This is a genomic window from Streptomyces sp. CA-142005 (genome assembly GCF_050942335.1).
Lineage (GTDB): Bacteria > Actinomycetota > Actinomycetes > Streptomycetales > Streptomycetaceae > Streptomyces.
In genome coordinates, this window is record NZ_CP192078.1 from 6,183,236 (window position 1) to 6,207,706 (window position 24,471).

19 protein-coding genes and 1 pseudogene are annotated in these 24,471 nt (G+C 68.9%); 13 read left to right on the top strand and 7 right to left on the bottom strand.

Annotation, left to right across the window (positions count from 1 at the left end; all coding sequences use genetic code 11):
• Positions 1-44 precede the first annotated feature (44 nt).
• The 4 genes from ACQPXS_RS29000 to ACQPXS_RS29015 are packed head-to-tail and all read left to right on the top strand — an operon-like array spanning position 45 to position 6,533.
• Positions 45-1,313 carry a glycosyltransferase gene (locus ACQPXS_RS29000; protein ID WP_433452175.1) on the top strand — a complete coding sequence of 423 codons (1,269 nt, stop codon included), beginning with the start codon at positions 45-47 and terminating at the stop codon, positions 1,311-1,313.
• Entirely contained in the window at positions 1,310-2,956 is a 1,647-nt protein-coding gene (locus ACQPXS_RS29005; protein WP_433452176.1) for an ArnT family glycosyltransferase, read from the top strand. Before ACQPXS_RS29000 ends, ACQPXS_RS29005 begins: the two co-directional genes overlap by 4 nt.
• Positions 2,953-4,122, top strand: a complete 1,170-nt coding sequence (locus tag ACQPXS_RS29010) for a glycosyltransferase (RefSeq protein WP_433452177.1) — start codon at positions 2,953-2,955, stop codon at positions 4,120-4,122. Before ACQPXS_RS29005 ends, ACQPXS_RS29010 begins: the two co-directional genes overlap by 4 nt.
• Positions 4,119-6,533, top strand: a complete 2,415-nt coding sequence (locus tag ACQPXS_RS29015) for a galactose oxidase-like domain-containing protein (RefSeq protein ID WP_433452179.1) — start codon at positions 4,119-4,121, stop codon at positions 6,531-6,533. The genes ACQPXS_RS29010 and ACQPXS_RS29015 overlap by 4 nt, the downstream gene beginning before the upstream one ends.
• Here the strand turns inward: ACQPXS_RS29015 and ACQPXS_RS29020 are convergent.
• The 4 genes from ACQPXS_RS29020 to trhA all read right to left on the bottom strand — a co-directional run bounded on the left by ACQPXS_RS29020 (position 6,517) and on the right by trhA (position 9,341).
• The gene (locus ACQPXS_RS29020; protein WP_365321882.1) at positions 6,517-6,849 is read right to left on the bottom strand and encodes a hypothetical protein; all 333 of its coding nucleotides are present in this window, start codon (positions 6,847-6,849) and stop codon (positions 6,517-6,519) included. The genes ACQPXS_RS29015 and ACQPXS_RS29020 overlap by 17 nt on opposite strands.
• A gap of 47 nt (positions 6,850-6,896) precedes the next feature.
• Positions 6,897-7,628, bottom strand: coding sequence for a Mut7-C RNAse domain-containing protein (locus tag ACQPXS_RS29025; RefSeq protein WP_433452180.1), 732 nt, complete (start codon positions 7,626-7,628; stop codon positions 6,897-6,899).
• Between the two features lie 33 nt (positions 7,629-7,661).
• Positions 7,662-8,303: a TetR/AcrR family transcriptional regulator gene (locus ACQPXS_RS29030; RefSeq protein ID WP_433452181.1), complete on the bottom strand. Its 642-nt coding sequence runs from the start codon at positions 8,301-8,303 to the stop codon at positions 7,662-7,664.
• A gap of 324 nt (positions 8,304-8,627) precedes the next feature.
• Positions 8,628-9,341, bottom strand: a complete 714-nt coding sequence (gene trhA / locus ACQPXS_RS29035; RefSeq protein ID WP_433452182.1) for a PAQR family membrane homeostasis protein TrhA — start codon at positions 9,339-9,341, stop codon at positions 8,628-8,630.
• Between the two features lie 286 nt (positions 9,342-9,627).
• Between trhA and ACQPXS_RS29040 the strand changes: the two genes are divergently transcribed.
• Positions 9,628-11,448: a phosphoenolpyruvate carboxykinase (GTP) gene (locus tag ACQPXS_RS29040; RefSeq protein WP_433452183.1), complete on the top strand. Its 1,821-nt coding sequence runs from the start codon at positions 9,628-9,630 to the stop codon at positions 11,446-11,448.
• A gap of 200 nt (positions 11,449-11,648) precedes the next feature.
• Here the strand turns inward: ACQPXS_RS29040 and ACQPXS_RS29045 are convergent, their stop codons facing one another.
• Positions 11,649-12,077 carry a GtrA family protein gene (locus ACQPXS_RS29045; protein WP_433452185.1) on the bottom strand — a complete coding sequence of 143 codons (429 nt, stop codon included), beginning with the start codon at positions 12,075-12,077 and terminating at the stop codon, positions 11,649-11,651.
• Between the two features lie 127 nt (positions 12,078-12,204).
• Between ACQPXS_RS29045 and ACQPXS_RS29050 the strand changes: the two genes are divergently transcribed.
• A complete protein-coding gene (locus tag ACQPXS_RS29050; RefSeq protein WP_433452186.1) occupies positions 12,205-13,263 on the top strand; it encodes a glycosyltransferase family 2 protein in 1,059 nt (352 codons plus the stop codon).
• A 101-nt stretch (positions 13,264-13,364) separates the two neighbouring features.
• Here ACQPXS_RS29050 and ACQPXS_RS29055 read toward each other — a convergent pair whose 3' ends face one another.
• The gene (locus tag ACQPXS_RS29055) at positions 13,365-14,645 is read right to left on the bottom strand and encodes a hypothetical protein (RefSeq protein ID WP_433452188.1); all 1,281 of its coding nucleotides are present in this window, start codon (positions 14,643-14,645) and stop codon (positions 13,365-13,367) included.
• A gap of 133 nt (positions 14,646-14,778) precedes the next feature.
• Between ACQPXS_RS29055 and rfbA the strand changes: the two genes are divergently transcribed.
• The 4 genes from rfbA to rfbD all read left to right on the top strand — a co-directional run bounded on the left by rfbA (position 14,779) and on the right by rfbD (position 19,297).
• Positions 14,779-15,711, top strand: a complete 933-nt coding sequence (gene rfbA / locus ACQPXS_RS29060) for a glucose-1-phosphate thymidylyltransferase RfbA (RefSeq protein WP_433452190.1) — start codon at positions 14,779-14,781, stop codon at positions 15,709-15,711.
• A gap of 29 nt (positions 15,712-15,740) precedes the next feature.
• Positions 15,741-16,385 carry a dTDP-4-dehydrorhamnose 3,5-epimerase gene (gene rfbC, locus ACQPXS_RS29065; protein WP_433452192.1) on the top strand — a complete coding sequence of 215 codons (645 nt, stop codon included), beginning with the start codon at positions 15,741-15,743 and terminating at the stop codon, positions 16,383-16,385.
• 1,029 nt (positions 16,386-17,414) lie between these two features.
• Positions 17,415-18,389: a dTDP-glucose 4,6-dehydratase gene (rfbB, locus tag ACQPXS_RS29070; RefSeq protein WP_433452193.1), complete on the top strand. Its 975-nt coding sequence runs from the start codon at positions 17,415-17,417 to the stop codon at positions 18,387-18,389.
• Positions 18,386-19,297, top strand: coding sequence for a dTDP-4-dehydrorhamnose reductase (gene rfbD / locus ACQPXS_RS29075; protein ID WP_433452194.1), 912 nt, complete (start codon positions 18,386-18,388; stop codon positions 19,295-19,297). The genes rfbB and rfbD overlap by 4 nt, the downstream gene beginning before the upstream one ends.
• A gap of 68 nt (positions 19,298-19,365) precedes the next feature.
• Here the strand turns inward: rfbD and ACQPXS_RS29080 are convergent, their stop codons facing one another.
• Positions 19,366-19,959, bottom strand: coding sequence for a tetratricopeptide repeat protein (locus tag ACQPXS_RS29080; protein WP_433452196.1), 594 nt, complete (start codon positions 19,957-19,959; stop codon positions 19,366-19,368).
• A 202-nt stretch (positions 19,960-20,161) separates the two neighbouring features.
• Here ACQPXS_RS29080 and ACQPXS_RS29085 point away from each other — a divergent pair, with 202 nt between their 5' ends.
• The 3 genes and pseudogenes from ACQPXS_RS29085 (at position 20,162) to ACQPXS_RS29095 (ending at position 24,384) form a co-directional block, all read left to right on the top strand.
• The gene (locus tag ACQPXS_RS29085) at positions 20,162-21,298 is read left to right on the top strand and encodes a glycosyltransferase (RefSeq protein ID WP_433452197.1); all 1,137 of its coding nucleotides are present in this window, start codon (positions 20,162-20,164) and stop codon (positions 21,296-21,298) included.
• 143 nt (positions 21,299-21,441) lie between these two features.
• A pseudogene (locus tag ACQPXS_RS29090) lies at positions 21,442-21,804 on the top strand (transposase); the annotation flags it as partial.
• A 504-nt stretch (positions 21,805-22,308) separates the two neighbouring features.
• Positions 22,309-24,384, top strand: coding sequence for a PA14 domain-containing protein (locus ACQPXS_RS29095; RefSeq protein ID WP_433452198.1), 2,076 nt, complete (start codon positions 22,309-22,311; stop codon positions 24,382-24,384).
• The last annotated feature ends 87 nt before the right edge of the window (positions 24,385-24,471 follow it).

Sequence of the window (24,471 nt, forward strand, 5' to 3'; positions counted from 1 at the left end):
CCGTCGCGCCCACAGGGGGTAATTGGGGATCTGGGGGGATCTTTTTGCTCACGTCTGTCTTCATCGCTGCCGTCTCACTGGCCCTGTTCTGGATGGCGGCGTTCACTTTGTGGTGGCAGATGCACGCGTGGCGTACGCCCGAGGTGCTGGCCTCCACCCGGTTCGGCAGGCCGGACGGCGACGAACACCTGTCGTTCTCCCTGCTGCTGCCCGCCCGGCACGAGCAGGCGGTGCTGGACCACACCATCCAGCGGCTGCTGGAATCCACGCACACCGACTTCGAGATCATCGTGATCGTCGGGCACGACGACCCGGAGACCACGGAGGTGGCCGAGCAGGCCGCCGCACGGGACGCACGCGTCCGGGTCGTCGTCGACACCCACGAGAAGAAGAACAAGCCGAAAGCCATGAACACGGCGCTGCCGCACTGCCGCGGCGACGTCGTCGGGGTCTTCGACGCCGAGGACCAGGTCCACCCGGAGCTGCTCGCCCACGTCGACCACGCCTTCCGCACCACCGGCGCGGACGTCGTGCAGGGCGGGGTCCAGCTCATCAACTTCCACTCCAGCTGGTACAGCCTGCGCAACTGCCTGGAGTACTTCTTCTGGTTCCGCTCCCGGCTGCACCTGCACGCGCAGAAGGGGTTCATCCCGCTCGGCGGCAACACCGTCTTCGTGCGGACCGGCGTCCTCAGGGAAGCGGACGGCTGGGACCCCGACTGCCTCGCCGAGGACTGCGACCTGGGCGTCCGGCTGTCCAGCGTCGGCAAGAAGGTCGTCGTCGCCTACGACTCCGACATGGTGACCAGGGAGGAGACCCCGGGTTCCCTCATGTCGCTGCTCAAGCAGCGCACCCGCTGGAACCAGGGCTTCCTGCAGGTCTACCGGAAGAAGGACTGGAGGCAACTGCCGGGATTCGGGCAGCGGTTGCTCGCCCGGTACACCCTGATGACCCCGTTCATGCAGGCCTTCTCCGGCGTGGTCATCCCGCTCAACGCGGCCGTCGCGCTCTTCCTCGACGTGCCCGTCGGGATCGCCTTCCTCACCTTCCTGCCGCTGGTCACCGCCGCCGTCACCTTCGTCTTCGAGGTCGTCGGGCTGCACGACTTCGGCCGGCAGTACGGCCTGAAGGTCCGCCTCGTGCACTACGTGAAGCTCATCGTGGGCGGGCCCTTCTACCAGGTCCTCCTCGCCGGAGCCGCCATCCGTGCCGTCTGGCGCGAGCAACGCGGCCGTAACGACTGGGAGTTGACCACGCACGTCGGCGCCCACCTCACCGCCGCCGAGCCCATCCGAGAGGACGTTCCTGCGTGACCTCCACACTTCCCGCGGTGACCGCAGCGAAGGTCCCCGCGCAGCGCCCGCCTGCGCCCGAAACGCCCTCGGCCGGCCGCGCCCGGCCACCGATACGACTCCGTTCCTCCCGCCCCGACCTGCTGCTCTGCGGTGCCCTGCTCACCGCGATCCTCGTCGTGCAGGGCTGGAACATCACCGACTACCCGACCCTCAGCGACGACGAGGGCACCTACCTCGCCCAGGCCTGGGCCGTCCAACAGGGCCGGGGCCTCGCCCACTACACCTACTGGTACGACCACCCGCCGCTCGGCTGGATGCAGATAGCCCTGCTCACCCGGCTCCCCTCGGCGATCAGCCCCGGCTCGATGACCGTCGGCACCATGCGGTTCACCATGCTGCTGGTCGGCGGCGTCAGCGCCGTCCTCGTCTACGTCCTCGGCCGCCGGCTCTCCCTGCCCCGCTGGGCCGCCGGACTCGGCATGGCCCTGTTCGGGCTCTCCCCGCTCGCGGTCGTCCTGAGCCGGGAGATCTTCCTCGACAACATCGCCGTGATGTGGCTGCTGCTGGCCTTCTGCCTCGCCGCCTCGCCCAGCCGTCACCTCTGGCACCACTTCGGCGCGGGCCTCGCCGCCGCCGCGGGCGTGCTCACCAAGGAGACGATGCTCGTCGTCCTGCCCGCCCTGTTCGTCACCATGTGGCGGCACAGCCACCGCGACACCCGCAAGTTCGCCCTCACCGGAGCCGTCACCGGCTGCGCCCTGATCGGCTTCTCCTACCCGCTGTTCGCCCTGCTCAAGGGCGAGCTCCTCCCCGGCGCCGGGCACGTCTCCCTGTGGGACGGCATCACCTACCAGATGTCCAGACCGGGCTCGGGATTCATCCTCGACCGCTCTTCCGGCTCCTACGGCGTCCTGCACTCCTGGCTGTACTACGACCGCGTCCTGCCCCTCGGCGGCCTCGCCGCAGCCCTGCTCCTGCTGCTCACCTGGCGCTGGTCGGTCACCGCCCGCGCCCTCGCCGGACCGGCCTTCACGGTCGCCGTCCTGGCCGCGGTGGCCCTGCGCCCGGACGGCTATCTGCCCGCCATGTACATCATCGGCGCGCTGCCCTTCCTCGCCCTGGTCCTCGCCGGCGGAGCCGCCTCCGTCACCCACGCGGTGCTCCGCAGATGGCGCACGGAGGGCGAGAAGCGGTACGTCACCGGCGGCCGGTACGCCCTCGCCGCCGCCTTGGCCCTCGCCGCCGGCGCCTACGTCGTACCGCACTGGTACGACGGCGACCGCACCGCCGTCACCGCCGACGCCAACAGGCCCTACCGGCAGGCCTCCCACTGGCTCAGCACCGAGGTGGCGGACCCGAAGGACACCCGCGTGCTCGTCGACGACGCCCTCTGGCTGGACCTCGTGCACGCCGGATACCGGCCCGGGCTCGGCGCCATCTGGTTCTACAAGGCCGACCTCGACCCGGCCGTCACGAAGACCATGCCGCACGGCTGGCGGGACATCGACTACGTCGTCGCCTCGCCGACCGTCCGCCGCGACGCCAAGGACCTGCCCAACGTGCGGGCCGCGATCCGGCACTCCACGCCGGTCGCCACCTTCGGCAGCGGACCCGACCGCATCGAGATCCGGCGGATCCAGGCCCTGGGAGGGGCGCGATGAGCGAGTACACCGCCCCGGCACAGGGCCTCGACGCCGTAGAGGTCCCCGAGCCCGGCGCCGTCACCGTCGTCGTACCGACCTTCAACGAGTCCGCGAACATCCGGCAGCTGCTGCACCGGATCACCGAATCGGTGCCCGCGCGGCTGCCCTGCGAGGTCCTCTTCGTGGACGACTCCACCGACGACACCCCCGAGGTCATCCGCGAGGCCGCCAAGGACTGCCCGTTCCCCGTGGCCGTGCTGCACCGCGAGGAACCCGAAGGCGGGCTCGGCGGGGCGGTCGTGGAAGGGCTGAAGGCGGCGGTCTCGGAGTGGATCGTCGTCATGGACGGCGACTGCCAGCATCCGCCGTCCCTGGTACCGGAGCTGGTGGCCACCGGCGAGCGCACGAACGCCTCCCTGGTCGTCGCCTCCCGGTACATCGAGGGCGGCAGCCGGGCGGGGCTCGCCGGCGGTTACCGGGTGGCCGTCTCGCGTGGCGCGACCTGGCTCGCCAAGGGCCTCTTCCCGCGCAGGCTGCGCGGGATCAGCGACCCGATGAGCGGCTTCTTCGCCATCCGGCGCAGCGCGGTCACCGCCGACGTCCTCAGGCCCCTCGGCTACAAGATCCTGCTGGAGCTGGCCGTGCGCAGCCGCCCGCGCGGGGTCGCCGAGGTGCCGTTCGTCTTCGAGGACCGGTTCGCCGGCGAGTCCAAGTCCACCGCCCAGGAGGGTTTCCGCTTCCTGCGCCACCTGGCGGGCCTGCGCACCGCGTCCCCGGTCGCCCGCATGGTCGGCTTCGGGCTGATCGGCGCGAGCGGGTTCGTGCCGAACCTCGCCGGACTGTGGGCGCTGACCGTCCTCGGGATGCACTACCTGCCCGCCGAGATCCTCGCCAACCAGTTCGGAGTCGCCTGGAACTTCCTGCTCATCGAGCAGCTGCTGTTCCGCGACCGGCGCGCGCACCGCCGCTGGTGGGACCGGCTCGGCCGGTTCGCGCTGCTGGCCAACGCCGACCTGCTGCTGCGCATCCCGCTGATCGCCCTGCTCGTCGGCCGGTTCGGCATGGGCGCCCTGCCCGCCACCGCGCTCGCGCTGGTCATGACGTTCGTCCTGCGCTTCGTCGGCACCGAGGCGCTGGTCTACCTCCCCCGGCGCCGGGGGAGCCGAGCAAGGAGAGCCGTGTGAGTACGACGACGTATCGCAGACGCCGCAGACGGACCGCGCTGGCCGGGGTGGGCGCCCTGACCGCCGGTCTGCTCCTGACCGCGCCCCAGCCGGCGGAGGCCGCCAACCTGATCAAGAACCCCGGCTTCGAGACCGCCGGCAGCGACGGCATGCCGTACTGCTGGGAGAAGTCGGGCTGGGGCGACAACGACTTCACCTTCGAGACGACCGCGGACGCGCACTCCGGGTCCAAGGCCATGAAGGTCACGCTGACCCGCCGGGTCGACGGCGACCGCAAGGCGCTGATCACGGAGTCCACGGACTGCGCGCCCGCCGTGTCCGTGGGTAAGCAGTACGACCTGGGGCTCTGGTACAAGACCACCACCCCCGACGCCAACATCACCCTCTTCCGGCACGACACGACCGCCGGCTGGCAGTACTGGACCGACCTCAAGACCCTGGACATGGCGTCGGCCTGGACGCAGGCCACGGTCCGCACCCCCGCGGTGCCGGCCGGCACCGACCGCATCACCTGGGGTGTCTCCGTCTACGGCACCGGCTCGGCGACCACCGACGACTACACCATGGACCAGGTGGCCGATCCGCTCCCGCCGGCCCAGTGCACGGGCACTAACGACCAGTGCTCGAACGGCAGTTGGTCGGTCCTGCCGACACAGAACCCGGTCCGCTCCATGCACTCCGTCGTCCTCGACAACGGCAAGGTGCTGCTGATCGCCGGATCCGGCAACAGCGAGGAGAACTTCAACGCGGGCACGTTCACCTCGGCGGTGTACAACCCGGCCAACGGCACGTACAAGGTCATCCCGACGCCGAAGGACATGTTCTGCGCGGGCCACGTCCAGCTGCAGGACGGCCGGGTGCTGGTGCTGAGCGGCAACAAGGCGTACCCGGTCGCGGGCGGGCACGGCTACGAGGGGTTCAAGGACTCGTACATCTTCGACCCGACGACCGAGACCTACAGCAAGACCAACGACCTCAACGACGGCCACTGGTACCCGTCGGCGACCGAGCTGGGCAACGGTGACGTCATCTCCTTCGGCGGGCTGCGCGAGGACTCCACCGGCTCGGTGACCGCGGAGAAGTTCAGTTACGCGCAGAACCAGTGGCTGCCGCTGTGGCAGGTCAACCAGACCTGGTCGTACTGGGGTCTGTACCCGGCGATGATCCTGATGCAGGACGGCCGCCTCTTCTACACGGGCAGCCATGTCTTCGGCAACAACATCCCCGGCACCGGCTCGGCGGTCTACGACTACGACGCCAACACGATCACGCAGGTCCCGGGACTGCAGAACAAGGACGAGCGGGACCAGTCGGCGAGCGTGCTGCTGCCTCCCGCGCAGGACCAGCGGGTGCTGACGATCGGCGGCGGCAACATCGACTCCAACCCGGACGCGAACCGCCTCACCGACCTGATCGACCTCAAGCAGGCGAACCCGTCGTACGTCGCCGGGCCGCCGATCCCGCAGGGCACGGTCGATCTCGGCAACGGGCCCCAGCCGGAGACCGGCAACCAGGGCAAGATGTACGTCTCCGCGGTGCTGCTGCCCGACGGCAAGGTGCTGGAGACCGGCGGCGCCCTGCACAACCGCGCCAACCCGGTGTACGAGTCCTCGATCTACGACCCGGGCACCAACACCTTCGACCCCGTGGCCGCCGACCCCGAGTCCCGCGGCTACCACTCCTCGGCGTTCCTGCTGCCCGACGGCCGCGTGATGGCCACCGGCGACAACCCGGGCAACGGCACCTGGAACCACAACGTGTCGATCTACACCCCGCCCTACCTCTACAAGGGCACCCGGCCGACGATCACCTCGGTGATCAACCAGGAGTGGAAGTACGGCGACACCCAGCGGATCACCGTCGACCGCCCCATCGCCAAGGCGGAGTTGATCCGCCCGGCGGCGGTCACGCACTCGTCCGACCCGAACCAGCGGTTCGTGGACCTGCCGCTGAGCGTGGACGGCAACAACGTGGACCTGAACGTCACGAACAACCCGAACATCGCCCCGCCCGGCTGGTACATGCTCTTCGCCGTGGACGCCAACGGGGTGCCCTCGGTGGCCAAATGGGTCCACCTGACGGGCCCGTCGGCCCTCGGCGCCGCGTCCCCCCACGTCCACGCCTTCGCCGACTCCCTCTCCGGCACGGTGTCGGGCCCCGGCAAGAAGAAGACCGCACAGCGGGTCAGCCCGACCATCTCCGGCTGCGACCGGCACTACGGCTCGGCCAACGTGTGCGTGCCGACGGTGTTCCCGCCGCAGGTGAGGAAGACGACGGCTGCTCGGTGTGCCTGGCTTCACCAGAACCACTACGGCCGGCTGAACGTGAACGGCGCCGACGATCCCCTGGCGTTGGACCGGAACCGCGACGGGGTGGCGTGCGGGAAGGGAGACGTCAGGAGCCGTAGCTGAGGATCAGCAGGACGAGCAGGACCTGGGCGCTCCACTGGAGCACCACGGCCCAAGTCCGCGCGACGGTCCCTCGGTGCCGCGGCCAGAGCAGGGCCGCCAGCCCGGCGGAGACGGCGGTGAGGAGACTGCCGTAGACGAGTGCCCCCGGAACCCGGGGGCACTCGTTGTACTCGACGCAGCGGGAGCCCTGGTAGGTGGACACCGCCGCGATCGCCGCCGCGAGCACGCTCGGGATGAGCAGGGCCAGACCCCAGGCCGCCCACCGGGTGAGAACGCGGCCGGGAGCGGACGGGTGTGCCGAGTTCGCTGTCGTCATGCCCTCAGCCAACCGCGCGGCCGGTCCCGCCTGATCGGGGCGCGTACTCAATCCCCCTGGGTACGCATGCTCAACGCCCGCTCCACGACCGCCTCCAGCTGTTCGTGGTGCGCGCCCTTCCAGTACACGCGGCCGCACTCCGTGCACTGGGCGAAGACGTCGTACGACCGCTGGGTGCCGTGCTCCAGCTGGTCGGCGACGTCTTCCTTGGTGGCCTCCTCCAGCAGGCCGTTGCAGGCGGTGCAGCGGCTCCAGGGGTGCAGGTCGGGGGCGAAGCGGTCGAGGACGTCGTGCAGCTGGTCGTCGGGGCGGGTGCTGTAGACGAACGCGCCGGCCCACAGTTCGCGGCGGCGCAGCAGACCCCGGTCGCGGCTGAGCATGACGCGCTTCTCGGTCGCCGAGCGCTTGGCGAGGGCCGCGTCGCCGATGTCGGTCGACTCGTACGCCGTGTCCACGCCGAGCAGCCGCAGCCGGCGGGCGAGCGTGCCGAGGTGCACGTCGAGGAGGAAGCGGAGCGGGGCGCCGGGGACGCGCTGGGGGCGGTCGACGGGCCGTACCTGCACCGTCTCGCCGGCCTTCGGGATGTGCGACGCCGGGGCCTCGCGGCCGTCCACGACCAGCGCGCCGACCTCGGTCAGCGGGACGCCGAGGGACTCGATGACATGGCCCAGGGTCGAGACGCCGTCCGTGGCCAAAGGTGTGGCACCGGCCCGCCGGACGTGCGGCACGAACAGGTGGAGCGCGGGGGCGACTTCGACGTGGATCTCGGGTCGGTTCACTGTGTCAGGATCGCACGGGAGTCCGCCCGGACCTCAGTGCTTTTCGTTCGGCAGACCGTGCTGCATGACGTCCAGAGCGCGGTCGATCAGGGCCGTGAAGTCGTCCCGGTGGTCGTTCTCCGCCCAGTACATGGAGGTCTCCATCAGACCGCCGATCAGGGACATGGCGTAGACCCGGACCTCCAGGCTGTCGGGGGAGCGGCCGGTGCGCTCGCCGATGGCCTCGCAGAGCATGCGGCCGGTGGCCGACATGCTCTCCATCATCCGTGAGCGCACCGCGGGGACCTGGACCATGAGACGGGTGCGCAGCCGGGACACCGCGAGGTCGTTGTCCATGCCGAGTTCGACCGCCCGGTGCAGGACGTGCCGGATGGTCTCGGACCAGGGCTCGTCGGCGGGCCGCGCCCTGATCTCCTCCAGGATGACCGGGTCGTACTCGTCCGTGAGGACGATGTCCTCCTTGGTCGGGAAGTAGCGGAAGACGGTCGACGGCGACACCTCGGCCCGCTCGGCGATCTGGTCGATCGTCGTGGCGTCGTAGCCCTGTTCCCGGACGAGGGCGTAGGTCGCCGCGCGGATCGCCTCCCTGGTCTTGATCTTCTTGCGCTCGCGCAACCCCAGCTGCGGGCGGTCGGCGGAGGGCAGGGGGGAGAGGGGGGAACGTGCGGCCGTCATGCGGTCATTCTCCGGCATCCGCCACGGGGGCGGCCATGGCCGGGGCGTCCCGTGGACCGGTGGGCCGTACCACCGGGGGTTCGGCAGCAGCACCGCGAGCGGTTCCGCCACCAGGGAGGCGGTCCCACACGCATCCGACGCCGGCCGAACCGGTCGCCGAGCAGGGTCGCAGGTGGGCCGAGCTCTGCGGCGACAGTCGGCATAGAAAAGAAAGTAACTCTCAAATACTTATGACTGTCAAAAGGGGGTGGTCTCAGTCGTTCAGGGCAAACCAAAACGGCCACGGCTGGTGAGCCGTGGCCGCAAAGACGGGAGGGGTCGGGCCTACGCGTGCTGGTAGGCCACCAGTGAGATGCCGACGTAGTGGACGACGAACGCGGCGAGGGTGAAGGAGTGGAAGACCTCGTGGAAGCCGAACCAGCGCGGTGACGGGTTCGGGCGCTTGATGCCGTAGACCACGCCGCCGGCGCTGTAGAGCAGGCCGCCGACGACCACCAGGACCAGGACGGCGATGCCGCCGGTGCGCAGGAAGTCGGGCAGGAAGAACACGGCCGCCCAGCCCATCGCGATGTAGCAGGGCGTGTAGAGCCAGCGCGGGGCGCCCACCCAGAAGACCCGGAAGACGATGCCGGCCGCGGCGGCGGCCCAGATGCCCCACAGCAGCCACTGGCCCTTGGCTCCGGGCAGGAGCAGCAGGGTGAGCGGGGTGTAGGTGCCCGCGATGATCAGGAAGATGTTGGCGTGGTCGAGGCGGCGCAGGACGCCGTCCATCCGTGGGCTCCAGTTGCCCCGGTGGTACAGCGCGCTGACGCCGAAGAGCAGGCAGGCCGTGAGGACGTAGATCCCGCAGGCTATGCGGCCTCTGGTGGAGTCGGCGAGGGCGGTGAGCACGAGGCCCGCGATGAGTACGGCCGGGAACATGCCGAGATGCAGCCAGCCGCGGAGCCTGGGCTTGATCGGATGCGGCAGGGAGGGCGCGACGGGACCGCGGCCGTCGGCCGGCGTCTCCGTGGGCGCGTCGGGAGCGGACGCAGTCATGCGGGGCATGGTACCTACGGCACCGTAAGTCGGGTGTCAGCGCGGCTCTTGGTCGATCGAACGCAAAAAGACCTTCAGGTGACACAAATCTGGACGTAAAGGAAACGTAAACAGGCCTGGAAACCGTGGCCTTCCTCACGTCGCTCACTTGTGAGGTCCCCTGGACAGATGCGCACGAACGGCGGATGATCATATGAGTGCGGTCGGCACCGGATGAGCATCCGAAGCATCCGGGTCGCAGCCCCCACGGGGCCACAAGGACAAAATCCCTCACTTAGGAGCAACCGTGGCGCGCGACAACTCGGCTCCCAGCGTTCCCACCACCCATCAGGAACTGATCTCGTGGGTCAACGAGATCGCCGAACTGACGCAGCCGGACAGCGTGGTCTGGTGTGACGGCTCCGAGGCGGAGTACGAGAGGCTCTGCGAAGAGCTCGTGGCCAAGGGCACTTTCAAGAAGCTCGATCCGATCAAGCGCCCCAACTCCTACTACGCGGCCTCCGACCCGACCGACGTCGCGCGCGTCGAGGACCGCACCTTCATCTGCTCCGAGAAGGAGGAGGACGCGGGCCCCACCAACCACTGGAAGGCCCCCGCCGAGATGCGGGAGATCTTCAGCGGCGAGAAAGGCCTGTTCCGCGGCTCCATGCGCGGGCGCACCATGTACGTCGTCCCGTTCTGCATGGGCCCGCTCGGCTCCCCGCTGTCCGCGATCGGTGTGGAGATCACCGACTCCGCCTACGTCGCCGTCTCCATGCGCACGATGACGCGCATGGGCCAGGCCGTCCTGGACGAGCTCGGCGACAACGGCTTCTTCGTGAAGGCTGTCCACTCCCTCGGCGCGCCCCTGGAGGAGGGCCAGGAGGACGTTCCGTGGCCGTGCAACTCCACCAAGTACATCTCGCACTTCCCCGAGGACCGCGAGATCTGGTCCTACGGCTCCGGCTACGGCGGCAACGCCCTGCTCGGCAAGAAGTGCTACGCGCTGCGTATCGCCTCCGTCATGGCGCGTGACGAGGGCTGGCTGGCCGAGCACATGCTGATCCTCAAGCTCACCCCGCCGCAGGGCGAGTCCAAGTACGTCGCCGCCGCCTTCCCGAGCGCCTGCGGCAAGACCAACCTCGCCATGCTGGAGCCGACGATCTCCGGCTGGACCGTGGAGACCATCGGTGACGACATCGCCTGGATGCGCTTCGGCGAGGACGGCCGCCTGTACGCGATCAACCCCGAGGCCGGCTTCTTCGGCGTCGCGCCCGGCACCGGTGAGCACACCAACGCCAACGCGATGAAGACCCTGTGGGGCAACTCGGTCTTCACCAACGTCGCCCTCACCGACGACGGCGACGTGTGGTGGGAGGGCATGACGGAGGAGACCCCGGCCCACCTGACGGACTGGAAGGGCCGCGACTGGACCCCGGACTCCGCCGAGCCCGCCGCGCACCCCAACGCCCGCTTCACCACCCCCGCCGCGCAGTGCCCGATCATCGCGCCCGAGTGGGAGGACCCCAAGGGCGTGCCGATCTCGGCGATCCTCTTCGGCGGCCGCCGCGCCTCCGCGGTGCCGCTGGTGACGGAGTCCTTCGACTGGAACCACGGCGTCTTCCTCGGCGCCAACGTGGCCTCCGAGAAGACCGCCGCCGCCGAGGGCAAGGTCGGCGAGCTGCGCCGCGACCCGTTCGCGATGCTGCCGTTCTGCGGCTACAACATGGGCGACTACATGGCCCACTGGATCGACGTGGCCAAGGACAAGGACCAGTCCAAGCTGCCGAAGATCTACTACGTCAACTGGTTCCGCAAGAACGACGAGGGCAAGTTCGTCTGGCCCGGCTTCGGCGAGAACTCCCGCGTCCTGAAGTGGATCGTGGAGCGCCTGGAGGGCAAGGCCGAAGGCGTCGAGACCCCGATCGGCGTCCTGCCGACCAAGCAGGCCCTGGACACCGACGGTCTCGAACTGTCCGAGTCCGACCTGGACTTCCTGCTCTCGGTCGACAAGGACGTCTGGCGCGAGGAGGCCGCCCTCGTCCCCGACCACCTCAACACCTTCGGCGACCACACCCCGAAGGCGCTGTGGGACCAGTACCACGCGCTGGTGGAGCGCCTGGGCTGAGGCCCGTACCCCGAAAGACTCCGCGGCCGGTCCGGATGCCCTGACCAGCGATCGTCACGGCCGGCCGCGGTGACAACACCGTGAAGAAGGGCCCGGGGCCCGCCCCGTACAACGGCGTACGGGGCGGGCCCCGGACCCGTTTTCGGGGAGTCGGGGTCCTCTGGGCGGCAGGGCCCTGTGGGAGGCAGGACCTTGTGGAGTCAGGGACCTCTGAAGACCCACAGCCGCAGCAACACGAAGCGGAGCGCCGTCGCGGCGGCATTGGCCACGATCAGTGCGCCGACCTCCACCTGCGTCTCGTCCGGCAGGGTCCGGTGCACCACGGCGAGGGCCCCGCTGCTCAGCGCGAGCCCGGCGAAGAAGGCCACCAGTCCCTGGAGTTGATGCCGGGCGGCCCCGTCCGAGCCGCGCACCCCGAAGGTGAACCGGCGGTTGGCGGCGGTGTTCGCCACGGCCGTGACCAGCAGCGCGACCAGGTTGGCGGACTGGGCGTCGACCACCGGCCGCAGCGCCGTGTACAGGCCCAGATAGGCGGCGGTGGACAGTACGCCGATGATCGCGAACACCGGCAGTTGCCGGGCGACTCCGGTCTCGGTCACATCGGCGGCGGTCTCGGTGGAGTTCGGCATCGATTACGGCACCTGGGGTTCGAGAACGTGTGTCTGACGCACTGAAACAACCCCAGACAGTACCTTATGCGAGCAAATCGGGCGCAGTAGTGCGCCGACCCGCTCGAGAATGGGCTGGCATCTCCAAATGATTGATGTGCTCCACGATCCCACCGACCGGCTCGAGTCGGCCGTCGAGTTGTCGGTCGTGATTCCGATGTTCAACGAGGAAGAGGCGTTGCCGGCGCTGGTGGCGCGACTGCGGCCGGTGCTGGACGCCACGGGCGAGCTGTACGAGGTCGTCGCGGTGGACGACGGCTCAACGGACCGGACGGTGGAACTGCTGAAGGAGCTGCGGGCCGGCTGGCCGCAACTGCGGATGGTACGACTGCGCCGCAACAGCGGACACCAGGCGGCGCTGACCGCCGGCCTGCACCACGCCCGCGGCCGCTACGCCGCGAGCCTCGACGCCGATCTCCAGGACCCCCCGGAGAAGATCCCCGAGATGCTCGACCTGGCCCGCGCCCGGCACCTGGACATCGTCTACGGAGTACGTGCCAACCGCTCCACCGACACCGGCTTCAAGCGTCACACGGCCGGGGTCTACTACTGGCTCATGCGGCGCATGGTGGGCAACCACGTCCCCGCCCAGGCCGGCGACTTCCGGCTGCTGTCGCGCAATGTCCTCGACGCTCTGAAGGCCCTGCCCGACCAGCCGCAGGTATACCGGCTCCTGGTGCCCTGGTTCGGCTTCCCCAGTGGAGAGGTCACCTACCACCGCGACGAACGCGTCGCCGGCCACACCAAGTACCCCCTGCGCAAGATGATCCTGCTGGCGGTCGACAGCATCATCAGCTTCTCCGTCGCCCCGTTGCGCCTGGCCACCTGGCTCGGCGCCCTCGCCTTCATGATCTGCCTCGGCACGCTCGTCTACACGCTGGTCGTGTACTCGGCGGGCAACACCACCCCCGGCTGGGCCTCCCTGATCATCGCCGTGCTCTTCATCGGCGCCGTCCAGCTCATCTGTCTGGGCGTGCTCGGCGAGTACATCGGCCGCGTCTACTCCGCCGTCCAGCGACGCCCGACCTACTTCGTCGCCGACGACACCGGCGCGGCGATCGCCCCCATGGCGGGGATCGCGTGGCCCGGTCCGCAACGCGGTCAGGGAAGCGCTCTGGACTCCCTCGGCGGGCCGGGAACCCCATAGGAGTTCTGCCCCGTGACGGCCCGGTGCGCAGCGTTGCGGCGCACCGGGCCGTTTGTCGTCGTGAGCGACTCCCTGGCGGAACGCTCCTGGTGGAACGGCCGCTACGTGCGGGCAGGCTCGGCCGCGCCGCTGTCGGGGGCCGCCTGGCCGGGCACGGTCGGTGCTTCCGATTCGTGGCGGAACTCGTGGACCGTCGTCCGGACCACGGCGATCAGCGCGAACAGCATCAGCACACCGAGCGCGGGCATCGAGACATACGGACCGACTTGCGGGGAAACGCAGTACATGTAGCTGCCGAACGACGCGATCTGCACCAGCACCGGCAGGTACCAGAGCCGCCGGGGCCGCTGGAACGCGGCCATCACCGTGAGGACGTCCGCGGGGTAGAAGTAGCGCTCGTGCATCGAGGGCAGCAGGAACGGCACCAGGATCGCGGAACAGGTGGCCAGCAACACGATCCGGGTGTCCGTGAGTTCCGGCACGCGAAGGCCGGAGCCCGGCGCGCCGCGTCGGCCGCGCCGCAGCGACCAGACCGCCAGCCCCATCAGGAGCGACACCAGCACCCCCGCGACCAGAACGCCCGCCCTGCGCACGGGGTCGGTGTTGCCGGGCACCGACACGAACTGGTAGAGGGACGGCGCGTTCATGGTGAGCAGGCGGTAGGTGTCCGTCTGCCGGGCGTAGACCGTCAGCAGCCGCCCCGGGTCGGCGCCGATCAGGAGGGCCGGGACGTCGAGTGCGAGGTACACCCCGGGAATGGCGAGCAGGCACCGCCACGGCACCCGTCCCACCAGCACCAGGACGAGCAGGAAGGGGAAGAGGAAAACGGCCTGGAACTTGAAGGCCAGGGCGATCCCGAAGAACGTGCATGCCCACCACGGCCGGTGGCGCAACACATAGTAGATCCCACCGACGAGGAAGGCCGTGTAGATGCCGTCGCACTGCCCCCACCACGCGCTGTTGGTGACGACGGTGGGCAGGAAGAGTACGACCGCGGCCGCGCCGAAGGCCGCCCAGCGGTGTGTGGACCGGAACAGGGACACGGTCCGGAAGGTGTAGTACGCCAGCGCCAGGTCGGACAGCATCGAGACCGACTTGATGCCCACCAGCGACGACATCGGCAAGTAGGTCAGCGCGGCCAGCAGATAGAGATAGGGAACGTTGTAGTCCGAGAAACTGGGTTCGGCTAGAGCGTCGAATCCGCCGTGGCTCACGATGTGCCAGTACCAGAGCTGGAGAAAGATCTTGTAGTCCCCGGACTCGTCGGCCAGCAGAGGCATGCGGACCAAGAGGGCTACGGCCAGCGTGATGCACGCGGCCAGTGCCAGTACCGTCGAATATGTGGCGCGCCGGCGCGGGGCCATTGCGGCTGTGTCGAGCATTCCGGACTCCATTCAGGTCTCGCTCGATCGCGCCGTGCGGTATCCGGGCGCGACGGCGATCAGTATGTCTGAAACGCTCCTTGTCGACGTGTAGGAAACCGGCATTTACCGGCATTGCGCCTATGGTGCTGCCATGCGCGGAATTCTCCTGGCCGGGGGTACCGGCTCGCGGCTGTGGCCACTGACCCGCTCGGTATCGAAGCAACTGCTGCCGGTTTTCGACAAACCGATGATCTATTACCCGCTTTGCACACTGGTGATGGCCGGTGTGCGTGAGATCCTTGTCCTCACCACGCCCGAAGACCAGTACCAGTTCCGCCGCTTGCTCGGCGACGGTCGTCAATTCGGCCTTCGACTGGAGTACATGGCACAGGAGCGTCCGGAGGGAATTGCCCAGGCCTTCCTTCTGGGGGCCGACTTCATCGGCGACGAATCGGTGGCCCTGATCCTGGGCGACAACATCTTCTACGGGAGTGGCCTCGGTACCCGGCTTGCCAACCACGACGACGAATTCAAGGGCGGGAGGGTGTTCGCCTACCAGGTCGCCAACCCGTCGGCCTACGGCGTGGTGGAGTTCGACGAGGCGGGCCGGGCACTGTCCATCGAAGAGAAACCGGCCCGGCCGAAGTCCCGCTACGCCGTGCCCGGCCTTTACTTCTACGACCATCACGTCGTGGAAATCGCCCGCGGTCTGCGACCCAGCGCCCGAGGCGAGTTGGAGATCTCCGACCTCAACCGGGTCTATCTGGAGGCCGGGACGCTGCAGGTCACCCGGCTGGACCGCGGCACCGCATGGCTGGACACCGGGACCTTCGCTTCCATGATGCAGGCGTCGGAGTTCGTCCGGGTGATCGAGGAGCGCCAGGGCTTCAAGGTGGGGTGCGTGGAGGAAGCGGTGTGGCGTGCCGGCCTGATCGATGACGACCGGCTCCGGGAACTGGCCCAGCCCCTGCTCAAGAGCGGGTACGGCCACTATCTGCTGGGGCTGCTGGAGGACTACCGGCATGTCGTCCTGCCCCAGAGAAGCAGCGGATCGCACTACCGGGAATCGCTCGGCCGACCCTGAGCCGGTTGCGAGCTGAAAGGAGCATTCACATGGAGCCACTTGGCATCGAAGGGGCCTGGCTGGACACGCCCGAGGTGTTCACGGATACCAGGGGCAGATTCCATGAGTGGTTCAAGGGGGAACGGTTCCTTGATTCCATCGGCCACGGATTCCGACTGGTGCAGGCCAACTGCTCGCGCTCCGTTCTGGGCACTCTCCGCGGCATCCACTACGCAGCGGTCCCACCAGGCCAGGCCAAGTTCGTCACCTGCGTCAGCGGCGCCGTCCTCGACGTGGTGGTCGACATCCGCACAGGTTCTCCGAGCTTCGGAAAATGGGAAGCGGTCAGGCTCGACGACACGACGCACCGCTGCGTCTATATCTCGGAAGGCCTGGGCCATGGCTTCATGGCTCTGGAGGATAATTCAACCGTCATCTACCTCTGTTCGGAGGGGTACGCGCCGCACCGGGAATACGGGATCAACCCGCTCGACCCCGATTTGGCCATCTCCTGGCCCGAGGAACTCACCCCGCGCCTTTCCGGCAAGGACGCCGCTGCGCCAACGCTGGAGGAAGCGCGGCGACTGGGCCTCCTGCCGTCCTTCGAGGACTGCATCGCGTATCGCAGAGGGCTCGCCAAAGGAATCCGCGAGGAAGGCACGGTGGAAGCAGGTTCATTGAGCCCGCACGGGTGATCTTGGCGCAAGTCGCGGTGTGACCCTGACCATTCAGTTGCTGCGAGTTTAAGAATGGATTTGTCCGTAGCCAGAGGCGACGCGACGCGCATGCGAAAAGCGCACTGGTGCGCCCGCTTGCGGTCTGACTCCCTCCCAGTTACTGAGGAAGGTTCTCTTGAACCGTAGAACGATCCGAAGTTCACGCCTGAGGTCCACCACGCTGGTGTCGGCAGGCGTTCTCGCGGTGGCGCTCAACGTTGGGCAGAGCTCGGTGGCCATCGCCGACGCGATCCACCGGTCTGTGCCCCAGGCGACCAGCAGTACGCACGAAGACACGGCCGGCGGCTGGGGCGGCCATGACGGCCATGACGGCAAGCCCGGCAAGCGAGGTCCGCAGGGTCCGCAGGGTCCGCGTGGTCCCCGGGGCTTCCAGGGCCCGCAGGGTCCGCAGGGTCCGCGGGGTCCGCAGGGCGCTCAGGGCGCTCAGGGCGCTCAGGGTGCTCAGGGCGCGCAAGGCGCGCAGGGTGCTGCGGGCACGGGTGTCCAGGGCCCGCAGGGTGCTCAGGGCGCGCAGGGTGCTCAGGGTGCTCAGGGTGCTCAGGGGCCCCGGGGTGTCAGGACGTACGTCAACTCCATTTCGTTCCCTGTGACCGCCCAGACGGGGACTGCCACGTGTGACCCCGGCGACGTGGCCACCGGCGGCGGATTCAATTCATTCGGCGCCAACGTCCAGACCAGTAGGCCGGTCCCCGTCGGCCCCAACGGAACCGTCCCCATCGGGTGGCAGGTTTCCCTCCCGCCTGGTCTCGTCACTGGGCCTGGTCTCCCTCCGACTGTCGACGTCTACGTGGTCTGCGCCGACATCGCGTAACTCCCACGCGAGCGGTAGTTCACCACCGGCAATCCGGTACCGCTTCTCCTGGGAATGATCGACGGTGCCCCGAGGCTTCGGCCTCGCGGGCACCGTCCGCGTTGTGTCCGCGCCCGTGACCAGGCGCCTGAAGATTTGATGCCGTACGCGGGGCAGCAAGAAAGACTCGGAGAACTATGCGCATCCTTGTGACTGGCGGCGCCGGATTCATCGGTTCGGAGTACGTCCGGCGAATCTTGAATTCGGATCCGGCAGTGCGGATCACCGTCCTCGACGCACTCACCTATTCGGGAGTCGAGGCCAATCTGGCACCGGTGGCGGAACACTCGGGCTACACCTTCGTCCGAGGCGACATCTGCGACCCGGACGTGGTCGACCAGGTGATGGCGGGCCAGGACGCCGTGGTCCATTTCGCCGCCGAGTCGCACGTGGACCGGTCGATCGACGGGGCCGGCCCGTTCGTCCGCACCAATGTGATGGGCACGCAGGTGCTCCTGGACGCGGCCCACCGGCACGGCGTCGGCCGCCTCGTCCATGTATCCACCGACGAGGTCTACGGCTCGATCAGCGAAGGCGCATGGACCGAGGGGTGGCCTCTGGCGCCGAACTCCCCGTACTCCGCGTCGAAAGCCGGCTCCGACCTGCTGGCGCTCGCCTACCACCGCACCCACGGCCTGGACGTGGTCGTCACCCGCTGCACCAACAACTACGGGCCGTACCAGTTCCCCGAGAAGGTCATCCCGCTCTTCATCACCAACCTGCTCGACGGGAAAACGGTCCCCCTGTACGGAGACGGCCGCAACCTGCGCGACTGGCTGCACGTCTCCGACCACTGCCGGGGCATCGACCTGGTCCTGCGCGGCGGCCGGGCCGGAGAGATCTACCACATCGGTGGCGGGACCGAACTGACCAACCACAAGCTCACCGGCCTGCTGCTGGACGCGGTCGGCGCGGGCTGGGACCGGGTCGAGTACGTGGCCGACCGCAAGGGCCACGACCTGCGCTACTCGCTGGACGACAGCAAGATCCGCGAAGAGCTCGGCTACGCCCCTCAGGTGGCCTTCAGCGAGGGCCTTGCGGCCACGGTCGCCTGGTATCGGGAGCACCGCGCCTGGTGGGAGCCGCTGAAGGCGAGGGCCGCAGTGCAATGAGCACCAACTGGCTGGTGACCGGCGCCCGGGGGCTCCTCGGCCAGGACGTGCTGGCCGAACTCGCCACCGACCCGGATGCCGTGGTCACGGGGCTGGACCGGGAGCAGCTGGGCATCACCGACCGGGACGCCGTGCGCGCCGCCGTCGCCGGTCACCGGGTGGTCGTCAACTGTGCCGCGTGGACGGACGTCGACGGCGCGGAGCGGTCCGAGGCGGCTGCCACGGCCGTGAACGGTACGGGCGTCCGCCACCTCGGCCACGCGTGTGCAGACGCCGGTGCCATCCTGCTGCACATCTCCACCGACTACGTGTTCCCGGGCGACGTCCGCCGCCCGTACCCGGAGAACGCGCCGACGGGGCCCGTCAACGCATACGGGAGAAGCAAACTGGCCGGGGAGCGGGCGGTCGTCGAACTGCTCCCGCGCACCGGCTACATCGTGCGTACCGCCTGGCTCTACGGCGCGCACGGCCCGAATTTCGTGGCCACCATGCTCGAACTCGCCGCCCGGCGGCAGACCTTGGACGTGGTGGCCGACCAGCACGGTCAGCCGACCTGGTCCCGGGCGCTCGCCCGGCAGTTGGCCGCGCTCGGCCGCGCGGCGCTGACCGGAGGGGCACCGGCCGGCATCTACCACGGCACGGCGGCAGGTCGCACCACATGGTGCGGCCTGGTGCGTGAGACCTTCCGGCTCAGCGGTCTCGATCCCGAGCGGATCCGCCCGGTCGGCTCGGACAAGTTCCCGCGTCCGGCCACCCGTCCAGCCTTCGGTGTCCTCGACCACGGCAACTGGCTGCGAGCCGGCCTCGCCCCCCTTCCCCCGTGGGACGACCAGCTGGCGGCCGCCCTGAAGGATCCCGCGTTCGCCGATCTGGCGGCCGCGGCGCGCGCGAGCGCCCGCCACACGTAGAAGGCGCCCCGCGGAACCAGACGGGTCCGCAGGGCGCCTTCCGGGGCGTCGTCCGCGCAGCCAGGCACTCAGCGGCTCACGGAATCCCTGAACCCTTCCGGCACTTGGGAAAGGAGCCGGTGGTCGACCGCGACCGCATGACGGAAAGCATCCTCGGCCTCGTCCTTGCGGTGGCGCTCGGCCAGGAGGTTGCCCAGTTGCATCTGGATCGCGGTGGCCTTCGGATCGGCGGCGACGGCACGCTTGAAGAGCTCGATGGCCCGGTCGGGGTCACTCGTTCTCAGCATGTACGCCTCGCTGTAGAGAGCGGACATGAAGCGGGGATCGATGTCGAGCGCCTTGTCGAAGTCCGCCCGGGCATCCGCCGTCCTGCCGGACTGCTGATCGACGAGCCCGAGGCCGTACCAGGCACGCTTGTTCGTGGGGTCCAGTTCCAGGACGTGCCGGAAGTCCTCGGCGGCACCGCTGGAATCCTGCTGAATCTGGCGCTTTAGGCCGGAATTCAGCAGCGCCTCCACCGACTTCGACTTCGCGTTCCGGATCTCTGAAGCGGCCTTGGATTCAGACGGCTCGGCCAACGGGGAATGAATCGCCCAGACGGTCACCCCGGTGGCAACCATCGCCGTCGCGGCGAGCCCGGCCCACAATCTCGTACGTTTCACTTGGTCACTTTTCGTGGAAGGTGGCGGATGGATGGAGTTCGCCTGTCTCAGGTCTTGTCAACGACGTTACGAGGAGCCCCCGATGGAGCCGTCGTACGGCAGGCGCGAGGGGTGTTCAGACCACTCGAATGCACGAGTCCTGAGAAAGGGTTGCGGCCCAGCCTCTTTGCAGGGATTTCATCGGCTGGATTGGATGGGACCCGTGAAGTCAACGGTCTGTCTCAACATGATCGTCAAGGACGAGGCCCCGGTGATCCGGCGTTGCCTCGAATCCGTACGGCCCCTGATCGACACCTGGGTCATCGTGGACACCGGCTCGACCGACGGCACGCAGGACGTCATCCGCGACGTCTACAGCGACCTGCCCGGCGAACTCTACGAACGGCCTTGGAAGGGTTTCGACGGCAGCCGTACCGAGGCGATCGAACTCGCTCGTGCCCACGCGGACTATCTGCTCTTCATGGACGCCGACGACATGATGGAGGTGCCGCCCGGCTCCAGCATGCCCGAGCTGGCCCTCGACGCCTACCGGCTCAACATCAGAAGCGGGCGCTACATGCACCGGCGCCGTGCTCTGGTCTCGACCCGGCTTCCGTGGCGGTACGTCGGTGTCCTGCACGAGTACCTCGACTGCGGTTCGCGGTACAGCCTCGGGAACCTGGAAGGCGCCACCATTGTCGTCGTGGGCGACGGGGGACGCAGCAGGGGGAAAAGCCTGCGGGAGAAATACCTGGGAGATGTCGAGATCCTCCAGCAGGGCCTGATCAAGGAGCCCGGCAACGAGCGCTATGTGTTCTACCTGGCCCAGAGCTGGGGCAACGTGGGTGAGTTCGAGAAGGCGATCGAAGCCTACGACCGCCGTGCGGGCATGGGCGGCTCGGACGAGGAGGTCTTCTTGGCCCGCCTGTTCGCCGCACAGTTGGCCGAAAAACTGGAGCGGCCGCCGGCCGAGGTGATGGACCGCTACCTCGGTGCGCACGAGAGCCGCCCCACACGCGCCGAAGCACTCGGTGAGCTCGCGCGCTGGTGCCGCGTCAACGGGCAGCGGTGGCCGCTCGCCCACCTGTTCGCGCGGCAGGCGGCACGCCTCCCGTATCCGAGGGAGGACCACATGCTCGTCGAGCCCGACTGGTACGACTGGCGCGCACTCGACGAACTCGGGGTGTCCGCCTACTGGGTGGGGGAGTACGAGGAAGCGGAGGACTGCTGTGAACGCCTGCTGGCAGGGAACAAGTTGCCCGCCGAACATCGTGACCGCGTGCTCCAGAATCTGGAGTTCTCACGACGCCACCTGCGCTCGAGGCAACTCGTCGGGGCGAAGCAACGCGTCGGCGTCTGAAGCGGTGTCAGTCCGGCCCACAGACGTCTAAGGGCGACCGGCAGTAGGCGTGCACCGGCGGTCGGAGGGTGTCCCGAACGGAGAGCAGACACGAGCTTCGGTGATCATGGAGTTCTCTACGCTCAGTGATCACCGGAGGGCTCGTGCCTGTTCTGCCACCGTGCCTGCTCGACCCCCTGTGGGACCAATTCGCGGCGCTGCTGCCCGAGCACGTGGACACCCACCCGCTGGGCTGCCACAACCCGCGCATCCCCGACCGGATCGTGTTCGAGCACGTGATCGCCGCCCTGGTGCACGGGAGCGGCTACGAGCGCATCGCCGTGCCCGGCTGTTCGGACCGCACCATCCGACGGCGCCTCACATACTGGGCCGAGCTGGGGATATCCGCGCAGGTCCACGCACTGGCGCTGCAGGCGTACGACCGCATGATCGGCCTGGAGCTCGGCGAGCTGTCCGTGGACGGCTGCATCACCAAGGCGCCCTGCGGCGGGAGGCGCGCACCCCGTGTGCAGCGGGCGCACGCGCACGCTCCCGGCATGTGGCGTGCGGCGGTGCACTGATCCCGCAGGCCCGCGCGGGAGACGGCTTCCCCGCGCGAAGGGGCCGCCGATCCATTCCCTGCCCTCGGTCGGCGGCCCGGGAGCCGCACGCCGTCAGGCGACGGCCCGGGGGGCACTGCCACGCGGGCCCCGAGGGCACCCTCACGCTCCCCGTGTAAACGGGGCGCACGCGCCCGTGGCCACGCGCACTTTCCCCGTGCGCCCCGGCAGGAGTGGACCGGGCCCCAGCCCCGCACAGGATGACGGTCCCCGTGCGGCAGCGGGTCGCCGGCCTCACCCAGCCCTGGTACGGCGGCCCGTGGCGTACCCGTACGAACACGACACCCGCCCCCACGCCATACGTGAGGGACGCCACACCCGAAACCCGCACAACCCCCCGCCTTTCCCGAAGGTCTGGTCGGCGGTGGGAAGACACCGTCTTCCCACCGCCGACCCAGACCGAAGGAAGGCATGAACCGAGCCACTCGTGCGTCCGCCCTCGCCGCGACCACCGTCCTCGCGACGACCGGAGCCCTGCTCACGTGCACGTCCGCCGCCGGTGCCGCCACGGCGACCGTGACCTGTAAGTCGCCCGTCTTCAAGCGGCAGTTCTACGCGAACACGACCTTCTCCGGTACGCCGAAGAAGACCGACTGCGATTCGAAGATTGATCAGAACTGGGGCACCGGCGCCCCCGCCGCCGGGCTGCCCAGCAACTACTTCGGCGTGCGCTGGACGGTCACCCGGGACTTCGGCTCCGGCGGCCCGTTCTCGATCCCCGTCGCGACCCGCGACGGTCTGCGCGTCTACCTCGACGGCACGCGCAAGGTCGACATCTGGAAGAACGTCTCGACAACCCAGACGAAGACCGTCAACATCACCATCCCGTCCGGGACGCACACCCTCCGCTTCGACTTCGTCAACTGGACGGGCGCCGCGAACGTCAAGGCGGACTACCTGCCCCGCACGTCCGCTACCGTCGACACGGTCAAGCCCCTCGTGCCCACCGGCACGTCCCTCACGTACGACTCCTCGTACCAGGCCAACTTCAGCTGGACGGCCAACAAGGAGATGGACCTCGCGGGCTACCGCGTGTACCGCCGGCTCCAGGGCACCTCGTACGGCACCAAGCCGCTGGCCACGACGACTTCCACCTCGTACACGGACACCACGCTGCCGAAGAACGGCGCGGTCTACTACTACGAGGTCCGCGCCTTCGACAAGGCGGGCAACGAGTCCGCGGGTACGGCGGACAAGTCCGTCACCACCGTCGACGAGAGCGCTCCCGCGGCGCCGAAGGGGGTCGAGGATGCCTGGAAGCCCGACTACTCCGAGAAGGTCAGCCTTTCCTGGTACGGGAACACCGAGGCGGACCTCGCCGGGTACAACGTGTACCGCTCCACCACCGGCAGGCCGGTCGCGCTCACCGCGGCGAACCGGCTGAATGGTGACAAGCCGCTCACCTATTCCTGGTACCAGGAGCCGCTGCCGCTGACCGGGGACACGTACTACTACGTCGTCACGGCGGTCGACACGCACGGCAACGAGTCGGCGGCTTCCGGCACGGCGGAGTTCTACACGCGGGACAAGACGGGCCCCGTGGACACCGCGCACAACGCAACGGCGGTCGAGGACGAGCGCGGGGTCACGTTGACGTGGGACAAGTCCGAGACCACCAGCGAGGACTTCGCCGGGTACACGGTCCTGCGCTATGACAAGCCGCGCACGGAGCCCGGGCGCACGATCGTGGAGGTCGCCAAGGGCATCCGGGGCACGTCCTTCACGGACGCGGCCCCGCCGCCGGGTGCCACGTACTACTACTCAGTCGTGGCTGTGGACGACGCCGGGAACGGGGGCACCCCCTCCGTCGAGATGCCGGTCGCGGTCGCCGGAAACAACACGCCGCCGCCCCCGGTGACGGGCACGACCGCCACCGCCCAGGAGAACGGCGTCTCGCTGAGCTGGGACGCCAGTGACGATCCCGGTCTCGACCACTACCGCATCCTGCGGGGCACCCTCGTCGACGGCGAGTGGGTCTACAAGCCGCTCATCGACGCCTGGACCCTCAAGCCCAAGGAGTTCACGGAGACCCACCACTTCGACCGTATGGCCGCCGACGGTGAGCAGTTCCGCTACAGCGTCATCGCCGTCGACCAGTACGGCAACCAGCTCACCGTCGAGACCGGGGCCCCCGTCCAGGACGTCACCGAGCTCGACCTGCGCCCCGACGCCGACGCGGGCCCCGCCGTGGGCGACACCCCGATCGGCCACCTCTACGGCGACGTGAACGGCTGGGTCGGCTGGTGGCTGGGCAGCGACACGGGCGCCAACGGCAGCAAGGTGACCGGCTTCACCGTCTACCGCTGGAACCGGTCGACCCACGTCTTCGACAAGGTTGACGTCCAGACGCGCGGTGACAGCACCAGTTGGTCGTACGTGGACACCGCCCGGCCCAAGGGAACGACCACGTACTACCGCGTGACGACCACCCTCGCGGACGGCACGGAGACGGCCGCCCGCGAGATGGCGTTCGCCTCGGAGAATTAGCTCTCGCCAGGGGAAGCAGTGGAGGCGCCCGGCCGGGGTTCCCGGCCGGGCGCCTGCCTGTTTTGTGCCGCTGTATGCGTCAGAACG

Bases quoted from the DNA above. Each gene is read 5' to 3' on its own strand.
- ACQPXS_RS29010 (WP_433452177.1), top strand. From the start codon at position 2,953: ATGAGCGAGTACACCGCCCCGGCACAGGGCCTCGACGCCGTAGAGGTC.
- ACQPXS_RS29020 (WP_365321882.1), bottom strand. From the start codon at position 6,849: ATGACGACAGCGAACTCGGCACACCCGTCCGCTCCCGGCCGCGTTCTC.
- ACQPXS_RS29030 (WP_433452181.1), bottom strand. From the start codon at position 8,303: ATGACGGCCGCACGTTCCCCCCTCTCCCCCCTGCCCTCCGCCGACCGC.
- trhA (WP_433452182.1), bottom strand. From the start codon at position 9,341: ATGACTGCGTCCGCTCCCGACGCGCCCACGGAGACGCCGGCCGACGGC.
- ACQPXS_RS29045 (WP_433452185.1), bottom strand. From the start codon at position 12,077: ATGCCGAACTCCACCGAGACCGCCGCCGATGTGACCGAGACCGGAGTC.
- ACQPXS_RS29050 (WP_433452186.1), top strand. From the start codon at position 12,205: ATGATTGATGTGCTCCACGATCCCACCGACCGGCTCGAGTCGGCCGTC.
- ACQPXS_RS29055 (WP_433452188.1), bottom strand. From the start codon at position 14,645: ATGCTCGACACAGCCGCAATGGCCCCGCGCCGGCGCGCCACATATTCG.
- rfbA (WP_433452190.1), top strand. From the start codon at position 14,779: ATGCGCGGAATTCTCCTGGCCGGGGGTACCGGCTCGCGGCTGTGGCCA.
- rfbC (WP_433452192.1), top strand. From the start codon at position 15,741: ATGGAGCCACTTGGCATCGAAGGGGCCTGGCTGGACACGCCCGAGGTG.
- rfbB (WP_433452193.1), top strand. From the start codon at position 17,415: ATGCGCATCCTTGTGACTGGCGGCGCCGGATTCATCGGTTCGGAGTAC.
- rfbD (WP_433452194.1), top strand. From the start codon at position 18,386: ATGAGCACCAACTGGCTGGTGACCGGCGCCCGGGGGCTCCTCGGCCAG.
- ACQPXS_RS29095 (WP_433452198.1), top strand. From the start codon at position 22,309: ATGAACCGAGCCACTCGTGCGTCCGCCCTCGCCGCGACCACCGTCCTC.